The organism is Flavobacterium cucumis (assembly GCF_900148835.1).
GTDB classification, from domain to species: Bacteria; Bacteroidota; Bacteroidia; order Flavobacteriales; family Flavobacteriaceae; genus Flavobacterium; species Flavobacterium cucumis.
This window is the reverse complement of sequence record NZ_FRYK01000001.1, coordinates 837,137-852,969: the sequence shown is the minus strand read 5'-3', so window position 1 is coordinate 852,969 and position 15,833 is coordinate 837,137. Positions and strand designations below refer to the sequence as shown.

The 15,833-nt window shown below is 36.3% G+C and carries 6 protein-coding genes; all 6 read right to left on the bottom strand.

The window, feature by feature from the left end; all coding sequences use genetic code 11:
• Positions 1 to 26: 26 nt before the first annotated feature.
• Positions 27 to 470, bottom strand: coding sequence for a GNAT family N-acetyltransferase (locus tag BUE95_RS04015; protein ID WP_073581653.1), 444 nt, complete (start codon positions 468 to 470; stop codon positions 27 to 29).
• 109 nt (positions 471 to 579) lie between these two features.
• Positions 580 to 1,560 carry a DUF4837 family protein gene (locus BUE95_RS04010; RefSeq protein ID WP_073581651.1) on the bottom strand — a complete coding sequence of 327 codons (981 nt, stop codon included), beginning with the start codon at positions 1,558 to 1,560 and terminating at the stop codon, positions 580 to 582.
• An 11-nt stretch (positions 1,561 to 1,571) separates the two neighbouring features.
• Positions 1,572 to 3,080 carry a lytic transglycosylase domain-containing protein gene (locus BUE95_RS04005; protein WP_073581649.1) on the bottom strand — a complete coding sequence of 503 codons (1,509 nt, stop codon included), beginning with the start codon at positions 3,078 to 3,080 and terminating at the stop codon, positions 1,572 to 1,574.
• 58 nt (positions 3,081 to 3,138) lie between these two features.
• Positions 3,139 to 4,326, bottom strand: coding sequence for a phosphoglycerate kinase (locus BUE95_RS04000; protein ID WP_073581647.1), 1,188 nt, complete (start codon positions 4,324 to 4,326; stop codon positions 3,139 to 3,141).
• Positions 4,327 to 4,342: 16 nt separating this feature from the next.
• A complete protein-coding gene (locus BUE95_RS03995; protein ID WP_073581645.1) occupies positions 4,343 to 5,299 on the bottom strand; it encodes a PorP/SprF family type IX secretion system membrane protein in 957 nt (318 codons plus the stop codon).
• Between the two features lie 59 nt (positions 5,300 to 5,358).
• Positions 5,359 to 15,786, bottom strand: coding sequence for a T9SS type B sorting domain-containing protein (locus tag BUE95_RS03990; protein ID WP_084530220.1), 10,428 nt, complete (start codon positions 15,784 to 15,786; stop codon positions 5,359 to 5,361).
• Between the last annotated feature and the right edge of the window lie 47 nt (positions 15,787 to 15,833).

Below are 15,833 nucleotides of genomic sequence, written 5' to 3'. Positions count from 1 at the left end.
ATCGCGCTCACTTGAAAGCTCCGTACTTAACTCCTCTTCATCTGAATATGAGGAATTTCATCTTCCAAATACATTACACTCGTTTGAACAAATCCATGCGATTCATAAAATTTCTTAAGGTATTCTTGAGCGGAAATGGTAATAGCAGTTTCATTAAAATTTTCTTTAATCGCTGCAATAGAAACGCGCATCAAATCGTGACCGAATTTTTTCTCACGGTACTTTGGGCTAACTACAACGCGTCCGATAGATGTTTCTTCAAAATAATAGCCTTTGTTAAACAAACGAGAATAAGCCGCCAAATCATCGTTATAATAGCCTAAAACGTGAAGTGCTTTCTCATCCTTGCCATCAACATCTTGATAAACGCAATTTTGCTCCACTACAAACACTTCTGAGCGAAGTTGTAGCAAAGAATATAGTTCTGTTGTAGAAAGTTCGTTAAATCGCTTTATTTTGAATGTAATCATGGTGGGTGGTGGGTAATGGGTAGGAGGTCATGGGTGATGGGTAAAGTGAGTAGCTTATTTTTAATAGCTATTACCAACTACCTTTAACCTATCACCCATCACCTAAAAATTATTTTAAAAATTTAACCGATTGAATAATCGCTTCCAATTCGAAAACCAAATCACGTTTTGATTTGGACGGATTATAGGTGAATCCTTCTATAATCAGATAACGATTATTTTTAGTGTCTTTGATAGCATAATTAACAAAAGGACCAGCCATAAAGTCGTTCTTTAATTCCCAAGTTCCTTTCGTCAAATAGGTTTTCTTGCCTGCTACCGTTACATCAAATAAGTAAGGGGCATATGCCGCTTCGGTAATCATCCAAGTGTTCGGTAATGTACCGTGGATATTAGCTTTACCAATCTCATCGCGCATAGCAATTATATTTCCAATAGTATTAGTATCTTTCTCTATGGAATCAATAGGAACTTCATAAATTAAAATACTATTGTAACCCGAAGTAAATTCTTTACGTAACCAGATAAACTTGTCTTTGACCATATCATATTTGTAGCCAAAACCAATTGCTAGGCTAACGCCAAACATTTTTTGAACTTGAGCATCTGAAACCAGCGATTTTTTCATTCGTACTTGATTCTCGACGATCTCAGAAGATTTAATAGTCTTAATGATACCATCAGCTTCTTTCTCTAAAATATTCAAAATAGCTTCTGTAGTACTTCCTGAAATAAAAAATACATGCTGCGGTTTGGCATAACTATTCTTTTTTGTACTAAAACCATTTTTTGAACCTTTTCCTATAACAATGATGTTTCTGCTTTTTCGTACAAAACCTTCAAAAACTTTTGTAGGATATTGATTCAATGTAAACAAAGGTTCTTCTTGAGGAAGTCCGTCAACAGGTGCGGCAAATTTTTTTCTTATACTGTCCCCTATTTCTCCATTCCATAAATTATCATCAATGATTATGGATACATTATTAATTTTTCCATTAGATTCAGAAAGCGTTGCTTGAAAATCTTTTTCGGTTTCTTTACAGGAAAAAAGACTAATTGTGATAAAAAAAAGTGTAAATAAATGTTTCATTAGGTAAATAATTATCCGTTAATTTTTAATTTCATTCCGGGTTTAATTTCATCACCGCTAATATCGTTCCATTTTTTTAAATCATCAATGGAAACATTAGGAAACTTCTTAGAAATAGAATAAAGTGAATCACCACTTACAACTGTATAAGTACCATTTTCATAGGTCTTAGCACTAGTTCCAACATTATTTTTTTTACTAGAATAAATTTTTAATTTTTTTCCTGCTTGAATGGTAGTACCGCGAATATTATTCCACGATTTTAAATTATAAAGAGAAACGTTGTACTTGTCTGCTATTATACCTAAACTTTCTCCTTTTCGAATAGTATGATATTGGAGTTGCTGATTTGATTGCGGATGAACTAGAGCAGAAGTATTAGATGCCACAACCGAAGCGTTATTTTTGACACCTTCTTTAAAAGTGTCTAAATAGGTAAGGTAATGATATATTTTTTCTTCATTAGAAACGAAAAGACCCATTTTGTCTTTTGGAAGTCTTAAGAAATGGGGTTTGGTTGCCTCAAAGGGAATAACTTTTAACTTATAGATAGGGTTAAGAAATTCCAATTGTTGTTCGGTTATATCTAACAACTCTGAAATGTGCTGAAATGACATCTCTTTTTTTACCATAACCGTATCGGTTTCAAAATAAGTTAAAGGGGCTTTTTTGGGAGATAAACCGTGCTCGTTGTGGTATTCGTAAATATACATTGTTGCTAAAAATGCGGGAACATAATTCGCCGTTTCTCTAGGTAAAAATTTTCGAATATTCCAGTAGTTTTGGCTGCCTCCTGAGCGTCGAATAGCTTTGGAAACATTACCTGGGCCTGCGTTGTAAGAAGCTAACACCATACTCCAATCGCCAAAAATACTATACAAAAAAGACAGGTACTGACAAGCAGCCTCAGTCGCCTTTAAGGGGTCAAAACGTTCGTCAACATAGGAATTCACATTTAAGTTAAATTGCTTTCCAGTAGGGTACATAAATTGCCATAATCCAGAAGCTCCAACACGAGATCTAGCCTTCGGGTTTAAAGCGGATTCAACAATAGCTAAATATTTCAACTCCATTGGTATATTATATCTAGCAAGATGCTCTTCAAACATTGGGAAATAATATTCTGAAACGGCCATTAGACGCTCAAATGCTTTCGTTCGGTTCTTTAGAAAAGACTTGATCGTGTTTTCTAGTGCCGGGTTGTATTCAATGTTGAAAGGGGATTTTGCATCTAATTGCTGTAATCTGCTTTTTAATAAATCAAGTGATAAATCATAACTTACTTCAGCATCAATGTTGAGACTTGCTATATCGGAATACATCTCTTGTGATAATTCAGTATTCGTAAGCTCAGCAATCCATCTTTCATCAATACAATTACTTGTGGAATGGTTAACAAAAGTATTTTTTAAAGAATCAATATATGATAACTTGGGTAAGGAGAGCATATTTTGCTCCATGCTTTCCTGAGCAAATGTTGTTGTTGCAACTAACAATAGGACACTTACTAATTTTTTCATTCTTAACTATTTTTCGAATTAAAAACTAATAACTATTGTATCAGTTTTTGTAAATTATTTAATCAATTATAGCGGCTATTCCGGGTAAAACTCTTCCTTCTAACATTTCCAACATAGCACCACCTCCAGTTGAAACGTAACTCATTTTTGGCTCTAGTCCAAATTGTTTTACAGCAGAAACACTGTCCCCTCCTCCAACTAAAGAAAAGGCACCGTTTGCGGTTGACTCCCCAATATAGTTTCCTAATTCGATAGTTCCTTTTGCAAAAGATTCCATTTCAAAAACCCCTAAAGGTCCATTCCATAAAATCGTTTTAGCATCTAAAACAATTCTTTTAAAAATTTCCAAAGATTTAGGGCCAGCATCTAACCCTTGCCATCCAGCTGGAATTTGATTGACATCTACGATTTGTGTGTTAGCATCATTAGAAAAGGCATCCGCAGCGATTACATCAACAGGTAAATGAATTTGAACCCCTTTCTGTTTAGCTTGATTTAAAATTTCAATCGCCAACTCCAATTTATCGTCTTCGCAAATGGAATTACCAATCTGGCCTCCCAACGCCTTTATAAAAGTAAAAGTCATTCCTCCTCCAATAATCATGTGGTTGACTTTGTCTAAAATATTCTCAATAACAGTAATTTTGGAAGAAACTTTACTACCTCCTAAAATGGCTACAACAGGTTTTTCAGAATTCTTTAAAACTTTCTCAATACTCTCAATTTCCTTAGCTAAGAGCAAACCGAAACATTTTGATTGCTTAAAAAATTGCGCAATTATAGTAGTAGAAGCATGAGCCCTATGAGCCGTTCCAAAAGCATCGTTTACATAAAAATCGCCTAATGAAGCTAATTTTTGGGCAAATGCAACATCCCCTTTTTCCTCTTCAGGATAAAAACGTAAATTCTCTAATAATAAAATCTCTCCTTGTTTTAAGTTGTTAGAAGCCGATTCAGCAACAGCTCCAATACAATCAGAGGCAAAATGAATTTTGTGCCCTAAGATAGCTTCTGCTGTAGGAATAATATGTTGTAGTGAGTATTGCTGTTCTACTCCTTTTGGTCTTCCTAAGTGACTCATTAAAATTACACTTCCACCGTCATTCAATATTTTATCAATTGTAGGCTTAGCTGCTTCAATTCTTGTAGCATCTGTGACTTTAAAACGATCATCTAAAGGCACATTAAAATCGACCCTGATAAGTACTTTTTTGGTATTGAAATTGAAATGTTGTAATGAAATCATTATTATTTTATTTGTATTAATATACGATACGATCTTGTGTACACGGACAATTGCTAAGTCCTTGAAGGAAATCAAAACCAATTGTGATCATGTGAGTTCCCGAATTATACGGAAGCAACTCATTTGTATTAATTTGATAAGAGTAACCTAAATAAAAATTACTTTTTCTCATACCAGCCATTGGTCCTATAGTAGCAGGAGTAAGTGATTGATCATTAAAAAAACGAGCGGTAACACCAGCCCAATAATAATCTTCATACTGATGCAACTTAATTTTAAAATTCAAATCTGTAGTAGACCTACCGTCACTTTGGAAATATTGAAAAAGAGCAGAAGGCTCATAAGAAACATCTGATTTTCCATTTCTGATATTGAAACCTGTAAAAGCTTGATAATTAGCTAATAAATTAGGTTCGATCTGATTAAAATCATCAATGTTTTTTGGTAAGATATTGGACGCATTAAAAGCAAAGAAATACGATTTAAACCTGTACAAAAAACCAACATCAAAGTTATAATTTTGGTTGAATCTGTTTCCATCAATAGACGGATCGAAAACATTATCAAAATTTTCAATATCTAATTTGAACTGATTCAGATTGAAAGAAAGTCCAAGTGAAAGATACTGCTCAGAATAATCATCAAGAATAAGATGATGTGCATACGATAACTTGGCGCCATACTGTCTTGTATTACCATTTCTATCGTTGTAGAAAACAACACCAACACCAGTTGTATTGGCAATTCTAAAATCTGCCGCTAAGGATTGATTCATAGGAGCGTTTTTAACACCTACCCATTGTGCTAAACCATTCAAACGGATTCGAGCATTGTCACCAATTCCCGCATAAGCAGAAGAAATTAGAAATGGATTATCCGCCAAATATTGTGTTTGAGCAGGAACAGCCAGCTCCTGACCAAACACTTTGGTAAATGATATTAAAAGTAATGTTATGCTTAGTATATTTTTCATGAGATATTTTTAAAATGATGATTCAGTTAACAAATTCATAAGCAACTCTGTTAGCTTGATTATCTATATAATGTGAAATGACCAATAAATTCTCTTGCATCTGTATCACCGTTTAATTTAATCACATACCAATAATCTCCTGTTGGTAACGGATTATTATTATAGTTTCCATCCCAAGATTCTCCAACACGTAATCTAGCCACTTTTCTACTATATCTATCGAAAATATAAACGACCATGTTAGGGAAGTTATCGGTGTAAATTGGAGCCCAACCATCATTAGTTCCATCGCCATCAGGAGTAAAATAATCTGGAATTGTTACATCGTAAAACGTCATAAAAATGGTCTTAGTATCCTCACAACCATTATCATCAATTACAGTTACGGTATAATCGCCTGTTTGATTAATCGTAAAGACATTTGTAGATCCCATATCCTGACCATTCAAGATGTACTCATTACCACCTGCACCACCAACTGTTGTCGCTGTAAACTGATTCAATCCCGTCTCAGCTAACGTTAGAACCGGTGATGTAAATGCTGTAACACCAAAAGAAAGTGTTTCTGTACATCCAGAACTATGATTAACCGTTACAACATGATTGCCTTCACTAACACCATTAAAAATATTATTTGATGTTGGGGCAGCTCCATCTAAACTGAAAGTGAATTCAGACAATGGTACATTTGGATTTACCTCAACTGTTACCGTGTTTGTTGGTATATTTCCAGTACATAAATACGCAACATCAACTAAAGCTTGAATATCTACACCAGGATTTAACACCTGTACAAATTGGAAATCATCACAACCATTAGCGTCGATTACAATAAAATCATACGATCCTGCAGGTAAGTTCACAAAACTAAAGTCACCTGTTAAAGAAGTCTGAACAAGTGCACCTCCATTAACACTCACTGTATATCCTTGCGTTCCATTAATCGTTCCGCCTGTTAAACTAAAGCTTATACTACCACCATCATTGAAACAAACTTCCTCATTTACACTTAATGCAGTCAAAGTTATTGGCGCTGGTTCAGTAATAGTAAAGTCAATTGGCGCTAAGAAACATCCCGCTTGATCCTGAACATAAACTGTATAATTACCTGGAGCTAAATTGGTAAATAAACCACTATTAACCGTTTGAAGCGGATTTGAGGAAATAGAGTATTGAATAATACCCGTTCCACCAGTTGCAATTACCTCAATAGCACCATTATTTAAGCCACTACAAGTTACATTCGTAAAAGTACTCGTGAATTGTATTGGAGTAGGCTCAGTGATAGTAAATGGTGCCGAATCTGAACTACAATCACCACTATCAACTCTTACCGTATATGTACCAGCGGGTACATTTTCAAAGACTCCAGGAGAAGTTTGTACTACGCCAGCAGTAGCTGGTAAAAGGGTATATACATAACCTCCTAAACCATCTGTTGCATTTACAGAGACTGTTGCTGTACCTCCATTACAAGATATAATGGCATTAGCGGTATCTACGGTTACTGAAACAGGCACAACTGGCTCTACAACAATACTGTTTGAAACCACTTCCTCGCAATTGTTAGCATCAATTACATAATATTGATAAGCTCCAGCGGTTACGTTAAATGTTACTGAACCTACAAAAGGAGTATATGGTCCACCAGGTGTGGTACTGTAACTGTAAGGCGCTGTTCCCCCAGAAGCTGTTAAAGTGATGGTAGCATCAATCAAACAAGTTGCAGTAGAGGTTACATTCAACTGTGCTGTTACAGCACTTGCTGGCTCTGTTATCGTAACATCTGCTGTTGTAAACGTACAATTAAATGAATCTGAAATAATAACATTGTAAGTACCTGCACCTAAGTTTTGGAAAACATTACTAGTCTGAGGAGCTGAAGTAGTTCCTGTAGTAAGATTCACAAGACTATATAAATAACCACTTCCTTGACCTCCTGTTACACCAGAAACTGTAATAGAGGCATTGGTGTCACCGAAACACAATAATGACATTGTCGAAGCACCAACAGAGGCATTTATAGGAGTAGGAATAGACAATACAACATTTGTACTAACCACACACCCTTGTGCATCTCTTGTACTAACCGTATAATTACCAGGACCTAAATTTGTAAAATTAGCCACTGAAGACCAAGGCGAAAGTATTGTTGCGCCTAACGCTAATTGATATTCATAAGGAGCACCCCATCCGTTGGATGCCGTCGCACTTATAGTACCATCATCTGAAGTTGCCACACAAGTTATCGGAGTACTAGTAGCGTTAATAGCTAATGCAGCTGCTGGTTGGGTAATGGTAAAGTTTTTAATAACCGTACAAAATGGTGTGTTCACCAATGTTGCTTCTAAGCTATATACTCCACTTGCCAGTCCAGTAATAGTTAATGGTCCTGCTGTTGCACTAGTTCCACTAGAAACTAAATTATTTGCTTGATCGTAAATTTCATAATTAAATGATCCCGAATCATTAGTTGGTGTCACATCAATATCAACAAAAGTAACATCAATTGAACCATCTGTTCCACCAAAACAAGTAACATTATTGTTTACTGTAATGTTCACATCAAAAGTATTTGGATCAAACACATAATGTATGGCTTGAACACTACAACCTGTATCAGGATTTTCAACAGTTATCTGATAATTACCAACCGTTAAACCAGTAAAGTTTGGTGAAGTTTGCGTTACATTATATGGGTTTCCGTTAAGCCCTACTACAGTGTAATTTAAAGCTGATGGAAAACCTCCTGTTACGGTAACATTAACTGTGATGTCCTCATTGGTCGTACAAGTAATAGAATTGGCTACCGTTACTGTAGGATTTGAAATCGATACGAAAGGATCAATAGTTGCAACCGTAGTTCCTATACACCCGTTATTGTCATAAACGTTAATTGTAAAGGTTCCTCCTGCTAAATTTGATGCTGTATAAACATTACTTGATCCGCTTTGAAGAACTGAACCACCTAGTATAAACTCATAATTGATATACGTTGAAGAACCTCCAGTAACACCATTTACAGTAATGGTTGCGAAATTAGTTGCGTTGGTACCTGCATTACAATTAAACTGTGTCACTACAGGAGCAGGAACTAAAATAGCTGCTGGTTCACCCACTACAATATCTTGAGAAGTTGAACAACCTCTTGAAGAAGTAACTAAAACAGTATAAGTTCCAGCTGCTAAACCATTAAACACATTTGTTAATTGAGGTCCAACTACAATTGGAGCTGTTATTTCATATGTGTAAGCCGGATCCGTATTTGAAGCAGCTAAGTTGATGGTTATACTACCGTCTGTACCAGCATTACAAGTTGCGTCAGTAACTGTTGAAGTGAAAACTACTGGTGCTGGAGCTGTAACAGTAACAGGCAACGTGAACACACAAGAGGTCACAGCATCTGTTATACTGATGGTATAAGAACCAGCAGGAACATTTGAAAATACATTACCACTTAATGTTATCACAGCCGGACTCGGAGTTATAGCGTAAGAATAACTTCCTGAACCACCAGAAACATTTAATGTAATAATTCCATCGCTTACACCACAATTTCCTGCAGTTGCCGCACTTACAGCAGCACTACTGATAATTGGAGGGTTAATCACTAACGTTTCTGTATAAGAACATCCATTTGCATCTCTAACAATAACCGTATGCGAACCTGAATTTAATCCTGATAATACAAATGAGAACGAAGCGTCTTCTGTGTAAGAATTAAATGCACCCCCATCAACACTGTAAGTGAAAGGAGCCACACCTAGTGTATTGTCTCTTGTTACAATAATGGAATAATTTCCTTCACTAGCATTACATGTTGTAGATGCGTCTAGAGCTAAAAAAATCTGAGGTGTTGTATCAGTTGGTACAAAGATAGAAACCGTTTGGATACAGTTGTTATTATCTTTAATATACACATCATAATTACCGCCTTCAACATTGAAAATAGATGAAGTTTGACCTGCCCAAGTTGCAACCGTAGGCGCAGGACCACCAGATGGAACTAACTGATATTGGTAAGGACCAGTACCATTAGCACCAATTACCGTAATTTGACCAGCATTAACATTACAGTTATCATTTCTGGTTACGTTAGCCGTTAAAGATAATAATACCGCCGATTGTGAAATCGTGAAATTAACAGATGTTTGCGAACAGGCTACATTTGGCCCATCGTTTTCTGTAAATAAAATATAATAAACGCCTGGAGGCAATACTCCAAAGTTATTTATGGTTACGGGAGCTCCTGTTAAACCTGTAGAAGTTCCTGCCGGACCAACCGCAACGTTATTAAGAGCTGTGAAAATTTGATACGATACACTGGTTCCTTGATAACCTTGGAAAGTAAATGTAGCACTTCCATCTGCTAAACCTGTACAAGTAACATTATTAGGAACAAGATTAGATGTAATTGTTGATAATGTTGGAACAGGTGCTGCAGCAGTTTCAAAATAATAACAATTTGTCGATTGATCATAAACAATGAAACTATATGTAACGCCTGGTGTTAATCCTGTAAATGTAGAAGTTAAACCACCTGGAACATCTGCTGGCTGAAAAGCAGGATCTGGAAAAGTAGGATAAGGTGGGTTTGCAGGAGATAAATCTTGATAAATAGCAAAGAAATAAGGTCCTCCAACAACCACTGGATTTACGGTTACTTCTATAGTACCACCACCCACACATGTTGCAGTTGCAGTACCTACATCAATAGATAAACTATTAGGTGGAGAAGCGATGAATACATCGTTTTCAACCAACTGACATCCGTTGGCATCTACTACTGTTACGGTATAGATACCAAAATTTAAAATTGGGAAAGAATGATTTTCATTTGTTGTTGCTGAATAACTATCAAAATAACCAAAACTATTGGTAACATAATAAGTAAAAGGCTGTGTTCCCCCAGTTACACCAACAACTTCAATTTGTCCTGGTTCTGTTCCCGAAGGACCACAATTAATATCTGTTTTAACTGTTGAAAATGCAATTGGATCTGGTTGCGTTATTGTTATTGTTGTTGAAGCAGTACACGAATTAGCATCAGTAGTAGTAATCGTATAATTACCCGCTGCTAATCCAGAGGTTTGCGTTCCGTAATCAACTCCTGTGGTATTGTTAAATACGTTAATCACATAAGGAGGTAAGCCCCCTGATGAAGTAACTACGATTGAAGCGTTACTATCACCGTTACACAATACTTGATTATTCTGAACCACCGTTGGTGGCAACAAAATTGGTAATGGATTAACGGTCACTGTATTTGTTACATCGATACAACCAATACTATCCGTGATCGTAAATTGATAGCTTCCTGCAGTTGTTGCTGCAAAGTTAAATGTTGAACCTACTACACTTACTGGAGCACTTAAAGCTCCTCCATTAAATGAAACTTGATAGGTATAAGAAGCAACACCACCAGAAATTGTTCCCGAAATAATGGCATCTGGTGAAGTTGTACAATTAAGATTACTAGTGATAACTACATTCGCTAATAAAGCGGGAGCAATAGTTGTTGCAGGCAATGTAACTGAACAGCCATAAGCATCGCGAACGGTAACTACATAAGAACCTGGAACTAATCCACTAAAAGTATTACTGCTTTGGAAAGCACCTCCATTTATACTATATTGATAAGGTGTTACACCATTTGCAGCATCTACAACTATAGTAGCTGCATTTACACTGTCGTAACACAAATCTGATGTTGTTGAAATCGATGCCGTAGGTACAACAGGACTTGGAACATTAATTGGCACATCTGTAGGATCTGAACAACCTCTTGCATCTCTAACAACTACTATGTAATCACCAGGGACAATGTTTGAGAAAACACCACTCGCTTGGAATGGTACAACAACAGTGCCTAAATTATCCTCTAATTGATATTGATAATTTGGTGTTCCACCTGAAGCGGAAGCAGTAATTGTAGCTCCATTTAAACATGTTGCAGGACTGGTAAGATTAGCCGTAACCACTAAAGGTGCTGGTTGTGAAATAACTTGAGTGAAAGGGAAAGAACAAGTCGTTGCTGAATCGTCATATCTAACTAAAATAGAATAGGTATTCGCCGCTAAACCATTCACCACTACAGGTGAAGTTGTAGCGTTAATCCAAGTAGTTCCTCCATCTATCGAATAATCGAATCCATAAGGAAGCTCAAAGTTTTGAGCTGCGATAGTAATCTGACCGTCATTAGCTCCATTACAAGACAAGTCTGAAAAACCAGTGATAGAAGCACTAAAAGCTTGATTACACGCAATATTTATAGGAAAATTCACTTCAGTAATACATGCTATTGGTAACTGATATACTCTAATATCATCAATAGCGGCATCATTACCGTTATATAAAATACTTCCTGAACGCACATTAAAAGTTAAACTGGTGTTAGCTCCTGGGTTTAACGTTACTGTTCTCAATTGCCACGCATCTACTGTGTTATCAATAACTCCAGTATTCTGTGAAGCAACAACATTTCCAGCACCGTCTACTAATTCGAGTATAAAGTCAGGATCTGCACCAGCCACACCTGTTCTTAATAGATTGGCTAACCAAATTTCAACTATTACAGGTTGGTTTGGTAAAACATCGGTAATAGGTTTACTATATAGAATTCCATAATTACCTGCTGCTGAACCAATATTTACCGCTAAAAATCTTCCGCTTGGATCTGTCCCTCCAGAAGTATGATCTCTGTAGGCAAACCAAGCACAGTTATTAGGAATAATAGCACTCGTTACACTATACTGATTATCTTCAATGGTATAGGATCCACAAACTGGAGCATAACCTGGAATTGGAGAATTTCCACATGGTGATGTAGCTGGATAAGGTTGGCTGTTCCAACAATAAGCAGAAGCTATACCATCTGTTGTTGTATTAGCACCACTTCCAAAGTCTTCGTTTAAAAGATTACTGAAAGTAGGAATATTTAAATTTTGATATTGAACGGTAACCGTATGATCGCCACAAGGTACATTGGTAAACACGTTACTAGGAACATTTGTATTTGGAACACCGTCTAACAAATATGTATAAGCAAAGTTTCCACCATTATCATTAACCGTTACGGTTGATGTTGCAGTTCCATCACAATTAAAATCGGGATTGTTTACCACAATGGTTGGATCTGACGGTGCTGGATCTATTGTTACTGCCATTGGGAAGACACACATATTAGCATCTCTAATGTAAAGTGTATACGTTCCTGCTGGTAAAAAAGCAGTATTGGCAGGTCCGTAAGTAACACCATTATCAAAACTATAAGCATAAGGTGGTGTTCCTCCTTGAGGATTTGTAATTCTTACTTCTCCTTCACCAGCTGGACCACAACCTGCTAGTTGCGATACACCACCAGAAGCCGTTAATGCCAATGCTGGCTCTGTTATCGTAATTGCTTGAGCAGTTGTAAAACAAGCAACACCTCCTAAAGCATATTGTACTATTGTTTGATAAGTTCCCGCTACTAAATTAGTAAAACTTGGATTCGTAGTGTAGGTTGTTCCGTTATCAATACTATAGGATAAGGTATACCCATTCGTATTAGTGACATTAAAAGTTATAGCCCCACTATTATCTCCATAACAAAGAATATTGGTTTGCCCTACTGTAAAAACAGGAGCTGGTATTTGGTCAACAACAATACTTGTTGTTGCCACACAGTTATTAAAATCGGTTACGGTAATATTATAAGTACCTGGTGTAGTAATTTCAAATTCTGGTGTAGATTGAAATCCTGGAATTGTACTGACCTCATAAATATAAGGTGGAGTTCCCCCAACTGGATAAATCGTGATTTCACCAGCAGTACATGTCAATGGAACTGTAATTGCTGCAGAAACAGTTAAAGGTGCAGGATCTACTATAGTAACATTTTGTGTACTAGTACATCCATCTGTTGTGGTTGCTACAACAGTATACGTTCCTGGATTTAAATTTGGAAAAATATAATCGTTTGCATTTATCGGTCCAGCCGAGTTAACTAATGTAGCGCCTAAATACAATTCATAAGAATATTGTGGTTCTACATTATTAACCTGAACCCTAATGCTACCCTGTCCACCATTACATAATGGTTGTGTAGGGATGACATCAACGCTGAAATTTCTTTGTAAAACAGAAATGTTTTCTAATTCAAAGATACAAGTACCTACACTATCTCCGATTGGTCTAACAAAAACAGAATATGCCCCAGGTGTAGTTATTGGAAAAACATTACTTGTTTGCCATGGACCTGCATCACTACCAATGCTAAATTCATATCCTACAGGTACATTGTTTATAGTTATGGAACCATTTGTGCCACATATAATATCTGTACTTGTAAATGTTGGTGTGAATTCGTTTTTATAAACATTGAAATAATAGGTCTCAAAACATCCATTTTGATAAACAAATCGAACGCGATATTGTCCAGCATTTCCTGCATTATAATTAATACCACTTCCTACTTGATTCCAAACACAAGAGGTATTCGTATTAGGGCAATCCGCAACAGTTATCGCAGGACAACTCGTTTCGTCTAATCGCTCCCAAACAATTCCAGAAGCACTATTACTTGTAGTACGTATCAATCTTCTTTCGCTACCACATAAGAAAAACTTGAACAAAGTTTGACCATCATTCGCACATACTGCTTGCGCATCACTTTGTTGAAAAGGATTTGTGCCAATTACAGAAGAAAAGAAATTCACATTAAATGTTTCTACAATAGACAAGCAAGGTGCTGGTGCTGTATTCACAACCGTGAAAACACCAGTAGCAGTAGTCTCAAAAGTTTGATTTGTAGCGCCTGGAATAGCATTAGCTGCAGTAGGTGGCGAACCAGCATGCCACTGGTAAGTCGAGTAACCAGAACCCGCTGTTAATATGATACTATCACCACATAAAACCTCATCTCTTGTGAAAGAACAGTCATCAATTCCAACAAGGAAATTAGTTGTACCTGGCTCAGGAATAAGACAAGCACTAATACCTGATGCACTTGGTTGTTGATTCTCTACAATATTTCCTGAATTCTGACTGCTATAGGTTTTAAAAGCTTGGTTTCTAATTTCATTCGAACAAGCATCTCTTAATGAAAAACAATCTTCAACCACTTTAACTTTGATACTGATTGTATAAGCGGCACCCCCTTGCGTCACTAAAGAGTTTGGAATGGTAAACACAATGGTATTCGTTGCTGCATCAAAAGTATAAGTAACCCCTGGAGGCAATACCAAATCTGCTGGCAAGAAATCAACATTTATAGGTAAAACATCAGTTATGGTAAAATTAGTAGCGTTGTCATTTCCAATGTTTTGAAATGTTAAATCATAAAACAATTCTTGACCTAGCGTCACACTTCCATTCCCAATATCATTACCTCCTAAATCACTAACCGTTTTAATTAAATTGATTTGTGGTTGAATAATTTCTATAGCAAATGCATTCAAATAATAAAAATACGCATCTCCAGTTGTGAAAAGAGTTAAGGTAGCATTAGTGGCTCCGTTAGCTATTAAAGCATTACCTGCATTCGGCACATTAAAAATCCCTGCATCAAATCCTAATAAATTACTACTGTTGGGAACACGGGCATTGAATGCGCCATTAATATCGTTAATTGTACTATTAAAAAAATTTGTTGCTGGTCTTGTTGGGATGGTCATATTTGTCCCGTTGACTCTTAAATTGTCACCTGTTAGTCCTCTGTCTCCTTCCAAAGCGGAAAAGGCAATTTTTGACCTAACAGGTCCTACTGGAATAGTTGTAAAACCAGAAACTGGGATGTTTAATGTTTGTGTATCTCTTACGGAACTAAAACCATCAAAACTTGTAAAATTCTTAGCAGTTGCTAATGGATCTTCATAAACCACAAAAAGAGACCAACCTCCTGATGATCCCTCCCCATTACCAGCAATTAAATCTGCGACTGTGTAAGTTCCATTGGCGTCAGTTAAACCCTGTAACAATGTTGTAACATCAGCATAACTTACATAGCCAGTTTGATTAAGTGATAAAATAGTTGGATATGCGTCGTGAATAACTGTACCTGTTATATTTGTATAACCAGCTGTACCAGGTAATCTTAATTTTACTCTATTGAAATTGGCTCTATTAACTGTATTATTATTGATATTTGCTTGTGAATATAGCCCCCCCCAATATAAAGCAGCATATGCAATCCTATAACAATTTGCAGTGGCTGTTGGAATAGTTAAATTTGCACTACTTGATGAAAAAGTACTAGCATCTCCATCAATATCAATATATTGCATATTGAAACTATTGTTATTTCCATCACCTGTGTAGGGATTACTTGTTGTATTACCTGGATTAGTTCTTACGTTAACAATTCCATTTCCAATAAGCAACATATCTCCTTTAAGTGAAGCATTGTATTTTACAGAAAAGGGTACTGCAGTCTGTGCAACCACAGTGTTTGTCGCCAATAGTAAAAAGGTCAGGACGAATAAGATATTGGGAGTAATTCTTTTCATTATGGTACAGAATTAAGTTGGTGTTATTTTATTATTTTATCTGTTTG

What these genes read in the sequence shown, in the direction of transcription:
- BUE95_RS04015 (WP_073581653.1), bottom strand. Translation starts at nt 470, where the DNA reads ATGATTACATTCAAAATAAAGCGATTTAACGAACTTTCTACAACAGAA.
- BUE95_RS04010 (WP_073581651.1), bottom strand. Translation starts at nt 1,560, where the DNA reads ATGAAACATTTATTTACACTTTTTTTTATCACAATTAGTCTTTTTTCC.
- BUE95_RS04005 (WP_073581649.1), bottom strand. Translation starts at nt 3,080, where the DNA reads ATGAAAAAATTAGTAAGTGTCCTATTGTTAGTTGCAACAACAACATTT.
- BUE95_RS04000 (WP_073581647.1), bottom strand. Translation starts at nt 4,326, where the DNA reads ATGATTTCATTACAACATTTCAATTTCAATACCAAAAAAGTACTTATC.
- BUE95_RS03995 (WP_073581645.1), bottom strand. Translation starts at nt 5,299, where the DNA reads ATGAAAAATATACTAAGCATAACATTACTTTTAATATCATTTACCAAA.
- BUE95_RS03990 (WP_084530220.1), bottom strand. Translation starts at nt 15,786, where the DNA reads ATGAAAAGAATTACTCCCAATATCTTATTCGTCCTGACCTTTTTACTA.